Raw genomic sequence first — 15838 nt, forward strand, 5'->3', positions numbered from 1 at the left:
AACCGGCCTGGAGCCCTGCATGAAAATCGGCGTGATTTCCGATACCCACGGTCTACTCCGCCCCGAAGCCCTCGCGGCGTTGCAAGGCTGTGAGCGGATTTTTCACGCCGGTGGTATCGGCTAACCAGACACAGATCTATCTGCGTGGCTGCCCGTAAGTGACTTAAACAGATGATGGCGGTAGCGATTGCTCCTGCCCACGCTCGTCGTCGATGTTGCCCTGGTCTCAGATCTCGTCGATGCGTTTATGTCAGGTCCGGAGTGGATGCTTGGGGTTATTGTTGGGCGACAAAATCCCCCGATAACCGAGACCGTACTCATTCACCAGCGACAGTAAGGCTTCGCACCAAGCTCCGAATCAAGGGCGCTGCGAGCAGCACCACCGGCACAATCAGCGCCCATGACAACATCCATGAGCTTAGCCAGCGGCCAACGAATGCGATCTCGAATGCATGAGGTCTAGTAGCGATGGCGGCGGCGACCAGGCAAGTGAGACCAGATTGCACGATGCCGAAAACGAAATGTTCGTACCGAGACGGGATTTTCATGGCGGTTCTCTCATAGACAGAGATCGTTGAGCGGCCGAACAACGTGCTCGACCACCCTTGCGTCAAGTCAAGCGTGCAAGGTCGCCCGCTGCTGGTTTAGATGCGCGACGGTTTCTTCTGTCGTCCACAAGCCGTGGGCGAGGAAGCGGTAATTGATGATCGCCGCGAGGTATCCGTCGCCATCCGGCAGACGGGGTCCCGCAGTGGCGTCACGCACCACAACAATTTCAAAGCCCTGTTCCAGTAATTCACGCAGGTGCGATTCCACGCACAGGTTGGCGGCCATGCCCGCGAGGATGATTTGCGACACGCCCTTCTTGCGCAGTTGCAGGGCCAGGTCATTGGTTTCCGGGCCGTAGACTTTGTGCGGTGAAGCGATGATGGTTTTGCCGTCGAGAATGTACGGTTTGTAGATCTCCAGGAAATCGGCGCCGGAGCCTTCGAAATCTTCCAGGGTGTTCGGCCCTTTGCGATCGAACATGCAGATGCTGTGCATGACTTTTTCCAGCGGCCCGCCGAAATGCCAGTCGTGGTCGTGCGGGTAGTAATAGTGCGGCGACACGGCGACCGGGAGGTCCAGATCCTTGGCGGCTTTGAATAGTTTTTCCAGGTTTTCGACAGTGTTGTTCTCGACGATGCTCTCGCCGAACACGGCCCAACTGGCGCCGGTCGGGCTGAGAAAATCGTTCTGTGGATCAATGACCACCAACGCGGCTTTCGCCAGGTCGAGTTGAAAACCAGTGGCCGGCAGTGCGGGTTCAGCGGGGTCTGCGTAGAGGCTGCTCATTTCGGTTTCACCTGTGAGGTTTTTCATGGAAGAACGGGTGGTTAATGAGGTCATAAATGACCAGTCGGTTTATTAAGTGAGCAAAAAAACTCACTCCAGTAGCCGTGGCAAAACGATGGAAACGAAACGCTGCAACGGCGCGCTGTCCTGCAAGACCTTGCCGCGCATTACCGCGCCTTCCCAACCTTCGACGATGACACAGGCCAGTTCTTCGGCGTCGCGCTCCTCAGCCAGTTCGCGGCGCTGTTGCGCCTCTCGCAGGCAACTGGCGAGCAAACCTTCCCAGCGCGCCAAAACGTCGGCCAGACGCAGGCGGGTCTGCTCGCTGCCTTTGGACATTTCCAGCGACAGATTGCCGATCAGGCAACCCAGGCTGTACGCATGCTCGCCGTGCTCGTGCACCAGGGCCTGGAAGAACTGGCTGATACGCTCCAGCGGCTTGATTCGCGCATCGTAGAAAATCGGGCCGTGACGACTTTCGATCGAGGTCCAGTATTCCTCGAGAATCTCGGCGGCGAAGTCTTCCTTGCTGGCGAAGTAGTTGTAGAAGGAACCCTTGGGAATCTCGGCGGCGGCAGTGATGTCCTGTACGCCACAGCCATTGAAGCCATGGTTATGCACGACCTGACGACCAATCGACAGCAAACGGGATCTGACTTCAAGGTTGACTGGGCGAGCCATGGCAATATCCGACTGAGAGAAGGTTTTAGTAAACTAACTGGTCATCTATTTTAAGTCAACCATCTTTGAGCGTGAAAAAACCAAGGGGCCGTGTGTGCGTTTCGTATCAGAACATTCGCAGCGGGCGCTGCGGTGCTGCAATGATCAGGCGAATGGACGTTTGGTCCGCCGAGCCAGCCAAATGACGTATATCCCGATCGTGACATCAACGCTGGCGCAGAACACCGGATACCAGTCTGGTACCGCTGGGTTAATGAAAAACCGTTGGTGAACCAGGTCATAGAGGGCATGCAATATCCATAGCGTGCCGACAATCGTCATTGACGCGGGCGTCGCCTTTGTTTGGCGTGTGAGAATTGCTCGGCCAGATAGATTAGGATGGCCCCGGACTCGAACAACGTCCTTCCATGGCGATGATCGACCAACACGGGTATGCGGCCATTGGGATTGAGCGCCAGGAACCCCGGGTTGAACTGTACCCCTCGGTCATAACTCACTGAAGCTATCCTCATTTCAGCCCTCACGCCGTCGAGATGGACCTCCAGCTAATGCAAACCCCAGCGCAATCCCAACATCCACTCTGGAAAATCTACCTGCTGTTCCTCGCGCCCATGGTCCTGTCGAATTTCCTGCAATCCATGTCCGGTACGGTCAATAGCATCTACATCGGCCAAATGCTTGGCACGCAAGCGCTGGCGGCCGTGTCCGGCATGTTTCCCATCGTGTTTTTCTTCATCGCGTTGGTCATTGGCTTGGGCGCTGGCGCAGGGGTGTTGATCGGGCAGGCGTGGGGGGCGCGGGAGACGCATTTGGTGAAAGCGATTGCCGGGGCGACGCTGATGTTGGGGGTGTTGATCGGGCTGGTCGCGGCAGTGGTGGGGGGTGTGTTTGCGCGGTCGTCGCTGGTGGGTTTGGGGACGCCGGCGGATGTGCTGGACGATGCGGTGGCGTATGCCCATGTGATGTTGTGGTTCATGCCGACGCTGTTGGTGTTTGTGTTGTTCACGCAGTTGCTGCGCGGGGTGAGCGATACGTTGTCGCCGCTGTTGGCGCTGGTGGTGTCGACCGCGATTGGCCTGGCGCTGACGCCAGCGTTGATTCGCGGGTGGCTGGGGTTACCGCCGCTGGGGATTCAGAGTGCGGCGTTTGCCGGGTTGGCGGGCAACCTGGCGGCGATGGGGTGGCTGGCCTGGCGCTTGATTCGTCGTGGCCATCCGTTGGCGCCGGACCGCGAGTTTTTTGCGGCGATGAAGCTGGATTGGGTGATCCTCGGCAAGGTGTTGCGCATCGGGTTGCCCACCGGGTTGCAGATGGTGGTGTTGTCGCTGTCGGAGCTGGTGATTCTGGCGCTGGTGAACCAGCACGGTTCGCAGGCAACGGCGGCGTATGGCGCGGTGACGCAGATCGTCAATTACGTGCAGTTCCCGGCGCTGTCGATTGCAATCACGGCGTCGATCCTTGGGGCGCAGGCCATCGGGGCAGGGCGCATCGAGCGCATCGGGCCGATTTTGAAGGCCGGGCTGATGATCAATGTATGCCTGACGGGCGGTTTGATCGTGCTCGGTTATTTGTTGTCGAGCGGGTTGCTGGCGTCTTTCCTCACCGAAGAGTCGACGCTGAACATGGCTGAGCACCTGTTGCACATCATGCTCTGGAGCCTGCTGGTGTTCGGTTTCCAGGCGATCATCGGCGGCATCATGCGCGCCAGCGGCACGGTGATGGTGCCCGTGGCGATTTCAATTGTGTGCGTGGTGGGCGTGCAGTTGCCGGTGGCGTATTGGCTGGATGCGCGGTTCGGATTGCAAGGCGTATGGATGGCGTTTCCAGTGGCGTATCTGGGGATGCTGGTGTTGCAGACGCTGTATTACCAATTGGTGTGGAAACATCAGAAGATTGAGCGGCTGGTGTAGCAGAGCGGCCGCGGGGCGTGTGTATCGCTCTGTAAGATCGGCGCTGAACATACAGGGGATTACAAATCCGGTACGGGGTGGATACATCGAAGTGGCACTGTTTGCCAGGTCACTTTTGCACCTTGAATCGGAGTTTCCCATGAGTAAATTGCTGTCTGCCCTGGCCCTCGGTTGCGCCTTGGGCCTGTCGCTTTCCAGCGCCGCCTACGCTGCCGAATCGGCGAGCTCTGCGGTGGAGCAAATGGCCGTTGCCTACCGCAGTATCAAAGTCGATGACCTGACGATTTTCTATCGTGAAGCGGGTCGGCCGGATGCGCCAACGTTGTTGTTGCTGCACGGCTTTCCCAGTTCTTCGCGCATGTATGACCCGTTGCTGTCACGGTTGGCGCAGCACTATCACCTGGTGGCGCCGGACTATCCGGGGTTTGGTCATAGCGATGCCCCGGATTCGAAGCGGTTTGCCTATACCTTCGATCACCTGGCCAGTGTGATGGAGCATTTCACCGAGGCCCTGGGCCTGAACAAATATGCGCTGTATGTGCAGGATTACGGCGGCCCGGTGGGCTTTCGAATGATGCTCGCCCATCCCGAACGCCTGCAGGCACTGATCGTTCAGAATGCGGTTGCGCATGAAGACGGGCTTGGGCCGCTGTGGCAGAAGCGACGTGAGTTTTGGGCCAATCGAGCGCCGAACGAGGCGGGGTTGCGAGCGAGCTTTTTCTCGTTGGCGACCACCCGGCAACGGCATGTCGGCGCCAATCCGGCGATCGAGGTGTTCAACCCGGATTTATGGACCGACGAGTTCAACTTCCTGAACCAGCCAGGTCATGCAGATATCCAGAGCGATCTGTTCTACGACTACCGCAACAATGTGGCCAGCTATCCGAAGTGGCAAGCCTGGCTGCGCGAGCATCAACCGCCGACGCTGGTGGTATGGGGCAAGTTTGATCCGTCGTTTGACGTCGCCGAAACCGAGGCTTATCGACGAGACCTGCCGAATGCGGAAATTCATGTGCTGGAGGCCGGGCATTTTGCGCTGGATGAAAAACCCGGGGAGATCGCGCGGTTGGTGGGGGATTTCCTTGGCAGGCAGGTAGGGAAACAGCCCTGAAGCTTCATAATGCATAGGGTGTAGCGCGTCATACCGCTTCGGCCTGGGCCGACTACACCTTCCACGATGGCGTCGCCAAAAGCTTCGGCGTGGGCGGACAACCTCCGCCTGGCCTTGAACGCCAGCAACCTTGCCAACAAAGAGTATGTGGCTCTCTGCTATTCCTGCTCGTGGTGCTGGTACGGCGCGCAACGCACGGTGCAGACGAGTGCGACGTATCAGTGGTGAGCATCAATGTGATTCGCTGAAATGGGCTGCCCGTGAGGCTGCCCTTTTTTGCGGGTGGCATAAACGGTGGTTCTTTGCTTTAGTCCACCTACTGTCGCCTGCACCCCGGAGAGCCCAATGAGCGCTCATGCTTCGCGTTTTTCTACATGGGCTTGCGTCCTTTTGTTCAGTGTGTGTGCGTGCGCCCATGCAGTCGAATACACCGAAGTAAATCCCGCGGCCAGTACCCTCAGTTTCACCTACAACCAGATGGGCTCGCGGGTGTATGGCACGTTCGGCAAATTCGTCGGGGTCCTCGATTTCAACACAACGCACCCACAGAATGCGCGCGCCAAGTTGATCATCGACCTCGACAGCATCGAGGTGGACGACAGCGATGCCAAAACCGAACTCCCCAAGCCTGCCTGGTTCGATACAGCCACCTATCCGAAGGCCACCTTCGAATCGACTCAGGTCAAGGACCTGGGCAACAACCAATACTTGATCACCGGCAGTCTTACGCTCAGGGGCCTCACTCAAGAGGTGGAGGTGCCAGTGCAGCTGAAAGCGGAGAATGCCGTTGGCATTTTCGATGGCGAGTTAACGCTCAAGCGCAGTGACTTCAAGATCGGTTTGGGTGAATGGGCTGACAGTGTGGTCTCCAACGACATCAACATACGTTTCCGCATCGTTGCGCCCGAGCGTTGACGTAAGTCGAGCAAGTGCCAGGTGACGAAGCGCTGGGTTGGGAAAGCCGGAGTCAGTCGGGGTTATACGAGCTGCGCAGTGGATGCACGCACGACGTTTATGGTGAATGGCTTACCAACAGCGAACGGAGATTATCATGCCAAAAAAAATCATTGTCGCCTTCGACGGCACCTGGAACTTACCCGATCAGGCGCCGGAAATCGACGGCAACACCAGCACTAACGTCGTCAAGCTGCGTGATGCAGTTTTGCCGACGCACAAAGACGGAACTGTCCAAAAAACCATTTATATCACTGGGGTAGGTACCGATTGGTACGACAAGCTCGAAGGCGGTGTATTCGGTGTCGGGTTGTCGAAAAAAATCAAGGAAGGCTATTCGGAACTGGCGAAGAGCTACGAGGAAGGCGACCAGGTCTACATCATTGGTTTCAGTCGTGGTGCCTATTCTGCACGTAGCCTGGTCGGCATGATTCGAAACGTCGGCTTGCTGACTAAAACGCACCTCAAGCGCATTGACGACGCTTACAGCCTCTACCGCAACCGTGACTCCAGCGCGGATACCGAAAACGCCAGATTCTTCCGCCAAAGTTATTCCCGGGAAATCAATATTCATTTTCTGGGCGTCTGGGACACGGTGGGTGCCTTGGGCGTCCCGTTTAAATCTGCTGAGAGATTCAACCATCAATATTATGAGTTCCATGACACGGAACTCAGCGGGATTGTGCGCAATGCATTCCATGCAATAGCCATTGATGAGCATCGGGAAAATTATGTGTGTGCACTGTGGTGTCCGATTGCCAAGCCTAATCAAGTCATGGAGCAGGTTTGGTTCTGCGGTGCTCATGCCAATGTCGGAGGCGGGTATGCCAAGAATGCGTTGTCGGATATCCCCCTGCGATGGATGGCGAACAAAATCATGGACTGTGGATTGGAACTGGACCCGAACAAGATTCCCCGCGAGCCGAAAACCATTCCGCAAATCACCGATTCCTATAGTGAGTTTTTAGGTGGCACCTACCGATTGTTGAATTCACGGTACTTCCGAACCATTGGAAACACACAGTTCGGTCAGGAATGTTTTGATGAGAGTGTGCAGCAGCGGGTGATCGCCATGGGAAACTACCGGCCCAAAAATAAAGTGCACGTCTATTTGTCCGGTTCCTATTGCCCGGTGAACAAAATCAGTTGAGTCACCGGCGAGCGCTTTCGCGACAGAACAAGGTGCTCCTTGATCGAACGGCGCCCCGTTCACATGGCATGAACCGGGCGCCATCGAACTCCATCAATGCGCCACGACCGGCACCGTCACCGCCTGGCCGAACGCCGAGCGAAGGGTCACGGTCGGGTTGGGTGTCGGGCCTGCCCCGGTGGTGGTCACTGACACTCTCCAGCGTGCACCGGTACCAATCGGCGTGAGGATTGCGTTGCCGAGGCTGAGTGGGCCGGCGGTGGTGGTAGCGGTGACCGTCAGCGTGTTGCCGGTGCCCCGTGAGGTGGTGCCGGCCAGTTCCCAGGTGTAGCGGCTGTTGCTGCGGGACGTGACCGAGGCACTGGTGACCACCAGGTCTTCATTGACCGCTGCCGGGGTAACGGCCACCGAGACCGTTGCCGGTTCCGAGACGGCGTCCTTGGCGTCACTGGCCTGGTAGGTGAAGGCCGCGGTAAACGGTGCCGTAACGGTTGGCGGTGGCGTGTAGACCACGCGCAGGCCGTCAGTGCTGACCGTGCCCCGGCCGGAGTCAGGTTGCGCCAGGCCCACCACTTTGAGCGGCACGTTGCCGTCCGGATCGCTGTCGTTGGCCAAGACGTTGATGGTCGCCGGTTGGCCGTTGCTGCTGGCCGCGCTGTCGGCGATGGCTATCGGTTTCTTGTTCTGGGTTTCGTCATCATCGTCATCACTGCCGTTGCCATCGCCATTGCGGAAGGTTGGCAGCGCGGCGGAGTTGACGTAGGTAACACCGTCCCAACCTGGCAGGGGCGTTGGCATCAACTGGAACTGGCCGGGATGCTCGATATCCCAACGCAGCAGCATCGACGTGTCCTCGTGCTGGGTGTTGTGGCAGTGCTCCATGTAGGTCCCGGCGAACTCGCGGAAGTGAATGGCCATTTCCACATCCACCGAACTGTCGATGCCTTCGCCGATGCGATAGACGTCCTTGCGTGCGCCTTTTTCCCATTCCGGTGGCGCCTTGCCGTCTCGACTCAGGATGATGCCTTCTTCGAAGTGCACATGCACCGGGTGGTTCCAGCCGTTGCCGCCGTTCTTGATTTTCCACACTTCCAGCGTGCCGTCGCCGCTGTAGCCACCATCGGTCGGGCCGTTGGCCAGTTGCGGTGCTGCGCTGATCCGCCGCGAGTCCATGGCGTAGCCAAAGCCGCCGTCGGTCTTGATGGTCCACGGTGCTTCATCGGTGCCGTCGGAACGGCCGAAGACGAACTCGCGGTGCCGCGCCAGTTTAAGCCTGGCCTGGACCTGCGGATCGTCACGATCGAGGGTCAGCGGGATCATGATTTTCCCGGCGGTTTTGCCGGGTTTGGCCGGCTCGTAGTCAGCGGGGTTCATGCTCACATCGGTGCCGGAGTAAGGCTGCACGACCATTTGCATGAACTTGCCAACCACCGGGTCACCCTTGTCCCATTCCGGACCTTTGCTGCCCTGTTTGATCACGGCTTTGTACTTCTCGGACAACACATCGGCCAGGCTCAGCAGGTTTTTCTCCGGACCCTTGCCGGTCTTGTGTTCCATGAGGTTGACGAAGTAGAGCTTGTCACCGGTCTTGATGCCGTTTTTCGCGAAGTTGATGATGATGTCGAAGCGCTCGGCGATGCCCTGGGTTGGCAGGATCGCGTTGTGGTTCTGCTTATCGCCGTCGCCGTCCAGGTCCATGCTGCCGTCGAACGGAATGGCGTGTTCCATGAGGTTGCCGTCGTTGCCGATCATGTGGAACGGCACGCGGGCGTAAGACACGTTGGAACCTGCCGGCCCTGGAAATTCGCCACCGTTGCCGGCGATTTCACGCACCACGGCGATTCTGAAATAGCGCGACACCGAGCCGTTGAGGATGCGGAAGCGATAACTGCGCGCGCGCACTTTCAGGCGCGGCTCGTACTGCCAGTTGACCAGGATCTGATCGCCGAGAAAGCCGTCGGTGTTGAACGGGTTGAACCACAGTTGACCGTTCGCGTCCCAGGCCTTGTCGGCCACCACCAGGTTGACGTCGTAGTCGCGATTACCCCACGGCAGCGCCGAACCACTGGGCAAACGCAGGTTGACGCCGTCTTCGACTGCTTCGTTACCGCGATCCAGGGCGCTGTAGTAGTTCATCATCACTGCATTGCCCTTGTAGACGTTCTGCGCGGTGAAATCGAGCATGTGGTCGTGGAACCAGTGGGTGCTCATGGTTTCGCGCCAGTCGCCACGTATCTTGATGGTGCCGTTGTCGCAGGTCTTGAGGCCCGGGTGGGCGTCGTTGACGAACAGCGTTTCACCCGGGGCGCAGGGGAACGCCGCGCGTGGGTCGTGCGCGTCGGTATTGATGGTGTCGTAGCCGGCCAGTTGTAGCGGCCAGCGATAGTCGTAGTACTGCCCCGGAAAGAAAAACGCGTTGGTGTAGCCGTCGCTTTCGGCCGGGGAGTGGCCATTGTGTTCGTGGGTGCTGATGGTGTGCAGACCGAATCCCATGTTGGCCGCCGGGTCGATCGGCAGGGCGTTGTAGTGCCGCATCAGCAACGGTTGGCCGTAACGGACCATGAGCAATTTGGGCGGAAAGGTGCCGTCGAAGGTCCACAGTGCATTGTGATTCTGAACCGGCATGCTGGGGTGGAATCGGGTATCGATGCCTTTGGTCGTGCCCGTCGTGGTCGGAATGTCCGAGGTCTGGTAGTAGAGCCCGCCTGGCCCGAACTCACCAACGGCATAGTTGTGCAATTGCCGGCGGTCACGCATGCCGCCATTGAGCTTAGCGCCTGCTTGCACGGTTTTGAAGGCGACCTGTGGATAGAACTCGTTCCAGCGTTGATGCGACCAGCCTTTTCCCGGTGGCCGGCCCTCTGCCGGCGAACCCACCGGATGGCGGTTGAGGAAGGTTTCGATCTGCGCCTTCCACGGGTTGCGGTCCAGCACGTTGGAGAACTGCGATGGAAACGGGTACAGCCCGGGCTGGCGCATGAAGGCTTCCAATGCCGAACTCGAAGGGCCGCTGCGGGCGACATTGTCCGGGTCTTGCTGCGGCAATGGGCCGACGGTGGGTACCGGGAATGTCAGTGGTGGTGCAGGCAGGGTGGGGTCGAGTTTTTCCGTACCGAACTCCTCGAACAGCAGCAATTGCTGGGTGTAAGGCTGGGCGCCGAACAATGGGCTGGGCTTGCCGTTGGTAGGGAAATTAAACGAGGTCTGAATGCTCGGCGGCAGCACGTTCTCGGCCCGCGGTGAATTGCGATCACCGTAAACGCCGTTGGGGTAGGCAATCGCCCCCTGGTTGGCTTCCGGCATGCTTTTCAAGGCTTCCAGCGCGGCGGCCGCAGCGATCGGGTCAGCGGGCGGAGGGTAGTAGGCCGAGGGGTCTGTCGGTGGCGGCTCGTTTACATCGTCGAGCGGCACAGCGTTGGCCGTGGCCAGAGTCACGAGCATCGCAGAGGCCAGGCCTGTCATGCGTAAACCGCTCACGGGGTGAGTCGGTGGAGTAGCACGTTTCATTTTTTCCCCTCGCGTCATGCCAAATCGGCCAACCCTGTGATCCCGTTCGGGATCGACAGCTGCTGCGGTATTGGGGCAAGTGCAACTGTTGGGCCATCATTCAGGCGCGGAGAAAAAGTGTTAATTAATTAGCAAGTTGTTTCAGATTGTTTCAGGGTGCTTGGAAAAAACGTGTGGGGCATATTCCGCATTTACGGGGGAACCCCCCATTTTTCATCGGGTTGGATTCACCAATCCTGGGGTGGTCTTGCCAACGCCCGCGTGAACACCCAAATACCTATGGGAGCGAGCCTGCTCGCGAAGGGGCCGGTGCCAGCTCCCCGCCAAATCATCATCACCCTCGATACCGCAACGCCTCCAGCAACAACGCAAACGCCGGCGACACCTGTCGACGGCTCGGGTAATACAAATGAAACCCGGCAAACAACGGACACCAGTCCTCCAGTACCCGCACCAGTCGGCCATCGGCAATATGCGGGGCCACCAGGTCTTCAGGGATGTAGCTCAAGCCAAAACCATCCAGCGCGGCAGTGAGCAACGGATACACGCCGTTGAACGTGACCTGCCCGGAGACTCGGGCCTTGAGACTTTCCTTACCCTTTTCGAACTCCCAGGCATACAAGCCGCCGTGGGTGGGCAGGCGCAGGTTATTGCATTGATGATCGGTCAGGTCCCGCGGGGTTTTCGGCAGCGTCCGATGGGCAAAGTAGGCTGGCGATCCCACCACTGCCATGCGCATGTCCGGTCCGATGCGCGTAGCGATCATGCCTTGCGCTACGTCTTCACCCAGACGCACCCCCGCATCAAAACCCTGGGCCGCGATGTCGACGAAGCGGTAATCGCAGCTCACCTCGACCGAGATGTCCGGGTATTGCGCCAGAAAGGGTTTGAGCACCGGCCACAGAATGTATTCCAGGGCATGATCCACCGCATTGATGCGGATGTTACCGGCAGGCGTATCGCGCAAATTACTCAATGCTGCCAGGCCGATTTCGATTTCTTCGAAGTGCGGAGCCACGCTGTCGATCAAGTGTTGACCGGCTTCTGTGGGCGAGACGCTGCGGGTGGTGCGCGTCAGCAGGCGCAAACCCAACCGGGCTTCCAGGCTGCGGATGGTATGGCTCAGCGCCGATTGGGAAACCCCGAGTTTACCGGCCGCCTTGGTAAAACTTCGCTCCCGCGCTACCGCGAGAAACGCGAGCAGGTCATTCGCGTTCTCGCGCAACATTCATGAGTCTCCCTCATAGGTCATTCCTGATTGTAACGCCGAGAACGGCTCAAAAGCTTCTATGAAGGGGCCGAGCGATTATTTGACCGGGTGCGGGTCGAGGCGCCAATCAAGGAAACCGGTCAGCGCGGCGGATGATCCCGACGCGCCGTGACCCGGCGAGCGAATTAGATCATTGGCGGCAATTTATCGAGCATTTTGTCCAGCGTGATGGGGTATTCACGGACTCGAATGCCCGTCGCGTTGTAAACCGCATTGGCGATCGCGGCACTGACCCCGCAGATCCCCAGTTCACCGACACCCTTGGCTTTCATTGGCGATGAAATTGGATCGGTCTCGTCGAGGAAAATCACTTCCTGATGCGGGATGTCGGCGTGCACCGGCACTTCGTATCCGGCGAAATCATGGTTGACGAAAAAGCCCAGGCGCTTGTCGACTGCCAGTTCTTCCATCAGCGCCGCGCCGACGCCCATGGTCATGGCACCGATCACCTGGCTGCGTGCCGAGGTCGGATTGAGGATGCGCCCGGCGGCACAGACCGCGAGCATCCGCCGCACGCGGATTTCACCAGTGGCGCTGTCCACGGCGACTTCGACGAAGTGCGCGCCGAAGGTCGATTGCTGGAATGTCTTGCTCAGCTCGGCAAACTCGATCGAATCCTCGGCCACCAGTTCCCCGCTTTTCGCGGCCGCTTGCAGCGGCACGCGTTTATCGGCGGAACGGACTTCGCCTTCGGCGAACGTTGCATCGTCCAGCTTGATCGCAAGGCGCCGGGCAACGGCTTCGCGAAGTTTCAGGCACGCCGCATAGACCCCGGCCGTCGAGCAGTTGCCACCGAACTGGCCACCGGACCCTGCCGACACCGGAAAGCTCGAATCGCCGAGGCGCACCACGACCTTGTCGAGATTGACCCCCATCATCTCCGCTGCGGTCTGGGCGATGATCGTGTAGCTGCCAGTGCCGATATCGGTCATGTCGGTTTCAACGGTGACGATGCCCTGATCATTCAGTCGAACCCGGGCTCCCGACTTCACCAGCAGGTTGTTGCGAAAGGCAACGGCCATGCCCTGGCCGATCAACCAGCGGCCTTCGCGTTGCGTGCCCGTTTGCGGCTGACGTTTGCTCCAGCCGAAACGTTCGGCCCCGGTGCGCAGGCATTCGATCAAGCGTCGTTGCGAAAAGGGCCGTTGCGGTTTGACCGGGTCGACCTGGGTGTCGTTGAGGATGCGGAATTCGATCGGGTCGAGTTTCAGTTTCTCGGCCATTTCATCCATGGCGATTTCCAGCGCCATCATGCCCGGTGCCTCTCCCGGTGCACGCATGGCATTGCCTTCCGGCAGGTCGAGGGTCGACAGGCGCATCGTCACCCGGCGATGTTCCCCGGCGTACAGCAACTGGCTCGGTTGCGTGGCACTCTCGACCTTGCCGCCTGGCAAGTCACCGGACCAGCCTTCGTGGGCCATGGCGGTGATCTTGCCGTCTGCGGTGGTGCCAATGCGAATGCGCTGAATGGTGGCGGGGCGGTGGGTCGAGTTGTTGAACATCATTGGCCGCGCGAGCGCGACTTTCACCGGCCTTGCGGCCATGCGTGCGCCGAGCGCGGCCAGCACTGCGTCGGCACGGATGAACAACTTGCCGCCAAAGCCGCCGCCAATGTACGGCGAGATCAATCGCACGTTCTGCTTCGGCACGCCGAGGGTGGTCGCCAGATCCGAGACGGACCAGTCGATCATCTGATTGGATGTCCACAGGGTCAGCTTGTCGCCGTCCCACGCCGCCATCGAGGCGAATGGTTCCATCATCGCGTGGGCCTGATCGGGGGTGGTGTAAGTCGCATCCAGTTGCACCGGCGCAGCAGCGAAAGCCCCTTCGAAGTCGCCATGTACGGTGTCGGGCATTTGGTCCTTGGCTTCTTTACCCGAATCACGGGTAGCCGCGAGATCGAACACGCCCTCGGCGCGGGCATAACTGACGTTGACCAATTCCGCGGCGGCCCGTGCCTGCTCAAAGGTTTCTGCCACTACCAAAGCGACGGCCTGGTGGTAATGCTCGATATCCGGCCCGGCGAGCAATTTGGCGGTGTTGTATTTGCCTTTGCCAAGCGTGCCGGCGTTGGCGGCGGTGACGATGGCGAGCACGCCCGGCGCGGCTTGGGCGGCCTCAAGGTCCATCGAGGCGATTCGACCCTTGGCGATGGCCGAGCCGACCACCACGCCGTAAGCCTGGTTTGGTACGGCGTCGTGATGCTCGTAGGCGTAATGCGCCGTGCCGGTGGTTTTCAACGGGCCTTCGATGCGCGTGGTGGCCTTGCCGACGACCTTCATCTGGTCGATCGGGTTGGTGGTGGCTGGTGTGTCGAATTTCATGCGTGCTCCCTCGCTTGGGCCATCACCGCCGCGAGCGTGCGCTCGACCAGGGTCAGTTTGAAGGCGTTTTGATGGGTGGGTGTCGCACCGGCGAGCAGCTGTTCGGTCAAGGCTTTCGCGCCTTGTGGCATGACCGACTCGGCACTTTCGACACGCCATGGCTTGTGCGCCACGCCGCCGAGGGCGACGCGGCCGCTGCCGTCGTTCTGGATGATCGCACCGACTGAAATCAGGGCGAACGCATAGGACGAGCGGTCCCTGACCTTCTGGTAAATGTGAGTGCCGCCAATCGGCGTCGGCAGGGTGACAGCGGTGATCAATTCGTGAGCTGTCAGCGTGGTTTCGATGTTCGGTGTGGCGCCGGGCAATCGATGCAACTCGGCGAGGGGAATGTTGCGGGTGGTGCCGTCGGGTTTCACCGTTTCGACCAGGGCATCCAGTGCACGCATCGCCACGGCCATGTCGCTGGGGTGGGTGGCGATACAAGCGGTGCTGACGCCGATGATACCGAGCTGTCGACTGAAGCCATCGATGGCCGCGCAGCCACTGCCCGGCTGGCGTTTGTTGCAGGCCTGATGGGTGTCGTAAAAGTACGGGCAGCGTGTGCGTTGCAACAGGTTGCCGGCGGTGGTGGCGACATTGCGCAACTGCCCGGAGGCGCCGGCGAGCAGGGCGCGTGCGAGCAAACCGTAGTCTTTACGAATGCGCGAGTCGGCGGCGAGGTCAGTGTTTCTCACCAGGGCACCGATGCGCAGACCGCCTTCGGGCGTGGCTTCGATGCGGTCCAGGCCGACGCCATTGACATCGATCAGGTGCGTGGGCGTTTCGATGTCGAGCTTCATCAGGTCGAGCAGGTTAGTGCCGCCGGCGATGAATCGCGAGTCACTGACTTGGGCTGCCAGTGCGGCCGCTTCAGCGGGGGATTTCGCGCGCAGATAAGTGAAAGGTCTCATGCGCTGGCCTCCGCGGCTTCATTGATCGCCTCGATGATGTTGGAGTACGCCCCGCAGCGACAGAGGTTGCCGCTCATGCGCTCCTGGATTTCGCTGGCGATCAGCTTGGGTGGTTCAGTGAGACTGGGGCTGGCATGACTGGGTATGCCATCGCGAATTTCCCCCAGCACGGCGACCGCCGAACAAATCTGCCCCGGTGTGCAGTAACCGCACTGATAGCCGTCGTGCTTGATGAACGCGGCCTGCATGGGGTGCAGCTGTTGCGGTGTGCCGAGGCCTTCGATGGTGGTGATCTTCGAGCCCTCGTGCATGACGGCCAGGGTCAGGCACGAATTGATCCTCCGTCCATTGGCGATCACCGTACAGGCGCCGCATTGGCCGTGATCGCAGCCTTTTTTGGTGCCGGTCAGTTGCAGGTTTTCCCGCAGGGCATCGAGCAGCGTGGTGCGGGTATCGAGGTCGAGGTCGCGCGGTTCGTCGTTCACCCAGATCGTCACCGAGGCTTTGATCGGGCGCGCGGCATTGGCGATGGATGCCTGTACAGAAATGAACGGCGGCAGCGCCACGCTGGCCGCCGTCACTGCACCGACAATCAAAAATGTGCGTCGGGAAATCGTCATCAGGTCAGTTCCTCGGGTTATTT

The 15838-nt window shown here is 59.6% G+C and carries 13 protein-coding genes and 2 pseudogenes; 6 read left to right on the top strand and 9 right to left on the bottom strand.

Going from position 1 to position 15838, the window contains the following annotated elements; translation table 11 throughout:
• Nucleotides 1-19: 19 nt before the first annotated feature.
• Nucleotides 20-121, top strand: a pseudogene (locus BVK86_RS25185) (metallophosphoesterase family protein); the annotation flags it as partial.
• 196 nt (nucleotides 122-317) lie between these two features.
• Here BVK86_RS25185 and BVK86_RS25190 read toward each other — a convergent pair.
• The 4 genes from BVK86_RS25190 to BVK86_RS30225 all read right to left on the bottom strand — a co-directional run bounded on the left by BVK86_RS25190 (nucleotide 318) and on the right by BVK86_RS30225 (nucleotide 2528).
• Nucleotides 318-548 carry a DUF2798 domain-containing protein gene (locus BVK86_RS25190; RefSeq protein WP_075948958.1) on the bottom strand — a complete coding sequence of 77 codons (231 nt, stop codon included), beginning with the start codon at nucleotides 546-548 and terminating at the stop codon, nucleotides 318-320.
• Between the two features lie 67 nt (nucleotides 549-615).
• Nucleotides 616-1335 (bottom strand): cysteine hydrolase family protein, encoded by a 720-nt coding sequence (locus BVK86_RS25195; protein ID WP_092267278.1) that lies wholly within the window; start codon nucleotides 1333-1335, stop codon nucleotides 616-618.
• A gap of 90 nt (nucleotides 1336-1425) precedes the next feature.
• Nucleotides 1426-2016, bottom strand: a complete 591-nt coding sequence (locus tag BVK86_RS25200; RefSeq protein ID WP_075948960.1) for a TetR/AcrR family transcriptional regulator — start codon at nucleotides 2014-2016, stop codon at nucleotides 1426-1428.
• 317 nt (nucleotides 2017-2333) lie between these two features.
• Nucleotides 2334-2528, bottom strand: a complete 195-nt coding sequence (locus tag BVK86_RS30225) for a glutathione S-transferase N-terminal domain-containing protein (RefSeq protein WP_083659352.1) — start codon at nucleotides 2526-2528, stop codon at nucleotides 2334-2336.
• 36 nt (nucleotides 2529-2564) lie between these two features.
• Between BVK86_RS30225 and BVK86_RS25210 the strand changes: the two genes are divergently transcribed.
• The 5 genes and pseudogenes from BVK86_RS25210 to BVK86_RS25225 all read left to right on the top strand — a co-directional run bounded on the left by BVK86_RS25210 (nucleotide 2565) and on the right by BVK86_RS25225 (nucleotide 7141).
• Nucleotides 2565-3926, top strand: a complete 1362-nt coding sequence (locus BVK86_RS25210; protein ID WP_075948962.1) for an MATE family efflux transporter — start codon at nucleotides 2565-2567, stop codon at nucleotides 3924-3926.
• Nucleotides 3927-4065: 139 nt separating this feature from the next.
• Nucleotides 4066-5037 (top strand): alpha/beta fold hydrolase, encoded by a 972-nt coding sequence (locus BVK86_RS25215; RefSeq protein ID WP_075948963.1) that lies wholly within the window; start codon nucleotides 4066-4068, stop codon nucleotides 5035-5037.
• Nucleotides 5038-5057: 20 nt separating this feature from the next.
• Nucleotides 5058-5265 (top strand): annotated as a pseudogene (locus BVK86_RS29110) (hypothetical protein); the annotation flags it as partial.
• Nucleotides 5266-5382: 117 nt separating this feature from the next.
• Nucleotides 5383-5952: a YceI family protein gene (locus BVK86_RS25220; protein WP_083659353.1), complete on the top strand. Its 570-nt coding sequence runs from the start codon at nucleotides 5383-5385 to the stop codon at nucleotides 5950-5952.
• A gap of 136 nt (nucleotides 5953-6088) precedes the next feature.
• On the top strand, nucleotides 6089-7141 hold the full coding sequence (locus tag BVK86_RS25225; RefSeq protein ID WP_075948964.1) for a DUF2235 domain-containing protein: 1053 nt from the start codon (nucleotides 6089-6091) through the stop codon (nucleotides 7139-7141).
• A 93-nt stretch (nucleotides 7142-7234) separates the two neighbouring features.
• On the opposite strand, the gene BVK86_RS25230 is transcribed toward BVK86_RS25225, so the two are convergent.
• From BVK86_RS25230 to paoA, 5 genes are all read right to left on the bottom strand, one after another.
• On the bottom strand, nucleotides 7235-10648 hold the full coding sequence (locus BVK86_RS25230; RefSeq protein ID WP_075948965.1) for an Ig-like domain-containing protein: 3414 nt from the start codon (nucleotides 10646-10648) through the stop codon (nucleotides 7235-7237).
• A gap of 334 nt (nucleotides 10649-10982) precedes the next feature.
• On the bottom strand, nucleotides 10983-11876 hold the full coding sequence (locus BVK86_RS25235; RefSeq protein WP_075948966.1) for a LysR family transcriptional regulator: 894 nt from the start codon (nucleotides 11874-11876) through the stop codon (nucleotides 10983-10985).
• A 167-nt stretch (nucleotides 11877-12043) separates the two neighbouring features.
• Nucleotides 12044-14242 carry an aldehyde oxidoreductase molybdenum-binding subunit PaoC gene (gene paoC, locus BVK86_RS25240; RefSeq protein ID WP_075948967.1) on the bottom strand — a complete coding sequence of 733 codons (2199 nt, stop codon included), beginning with the start codon at nucleotides 14240-14242 and terminating at the stop codon, nucleotides 12044-12046.
• A complete protein-coding gene (locus tag BVK86_RS25245; RefSeq protein WP_075948968.1) occupies nucleotides 14239-15195 on the bottom strand; it encodes an FAD binding domain-containing protein in 957 nt (318 codons plus the stop codon). The genes paoC and BVK86_RS25245 overlap by 4 nt, the downstream gene beginning before the upstream one ends.
• Complete coding sequence (gene paoA / locus BVK86_RS25250) at nucleotides 15192-15815, bottom strand: aldehyde dehydrogenase iron-sulfur subunit PaoA (RefSeq protein WP_075948969.1); 624 nt, start codon at nucleotides 15813-15815, stop codon at nucleotides 15192-15194. The genes BVK86_RS25245 and paoA overlap by 4 nt, the downstream gene beginning before the upstream one ends.
• Nucleotides 15816-15838 lie beyond the last annotated feature (23 nt).

It is taken from the genome of Pseudomonas reinekei, from assembly GCF_001945365.1.
In the GTDB taxonomy this organism is placed as follows: domain Bacteria; phylum Pseudomonadota; class Gammaproteobacteria; order Pseudomonadales; family Pseudomonadaceae; genus Aquipseudomonas; species Aquipseudomonas reinekei.

Coding starts and splice junctions, on each gene's coding strand:
- BVK86_RS25190 (WP_075948958.1), bottom strand. CDS start 548: ATGAAAATCCCGTCTCGGTACGAACATTTCGTTTTCGGCATCGTGCAA.
- BVK86_RS25195 (WP_092267278.1), bottom strand. CDS start 1,335: ATGAGCAGCCTCTACGCAGACCCCGCTGAACCCGCACTGCCGGCCACT.
- BVK86_RS25200 (WP_075948960.1), bottom strand. CDS start 2,016: ATGGCTCGCCCAGTCAACCTTGAAGTCAGATCCCGTTTGCTGTCGATT.
- BVK86_RS30225 (WP_083659352.1), bottom strand. CDS start 2,528: ATGAGGATAGCTTCAGTGAGTTATGACCGAGGGGTACAGTTCAACCCG.
- BVK86_RS25210 (WP_075948962.1), top strand. CDS start 2,565: ATGCAAACCCCAGCGCAATCCCAACATCCACTCTGGAAAATCTACCTG.
- BVK86_RS25215 (WP_075948963.1), top strand. CDS start 4,066: ATGAGTAAATTGCTGTCTGCCCTGGCCCTCGGTTGCGCCTTGGGCCTG.
- BVK86_RS25220 (WP_083659353.1), top strand. CDS start 5,383: ATGAGCGCTCATGCTTCGCGTTTTTCTACATGGGCTTGCGTCCTTTTG.
- BVK86_RS25225 (WP_075948964.1), top strand. CDS start 6,089: ATGCCAAAAAAAATCATTGTCGCCTTCGACGGCACCTGGAACTTACCC.
- BVK86_RS25230 (WP_075948965.1), bottom strand. CDS start 10,648: ATGAAACGTGCTACTCCACCGACTCACCCCGTGAGCGGTTTACGCATG.
- BVK86_RS25235 (WP_075948966.1), bottom strand. CDS start 11,876: ATGTTGCGCGAGAACGCGAATGACCTGCTCGCGTTTCTCGCGGTAGCG.
- paoC (WP_075948967.1), bottom strand. CDS start 14,242: ATGAAATTCGACACACCAGCCACCACCAACCCGATCGACCAGATGAAG.
- BVK86_RS25245 (WP_075948968.1), bottom strand. CDS start 15,195: ATGAGACCTTTCACTTATCTGCGCGCGAAATCCCCCGCTGAAGCGGCC.
- paoA (WP_075948969.1), bottom strand. CDS start 15,815: ATGACGATTTCCCGACGCACATTTTTGATTGTCGGTGCAGTGACGGCG.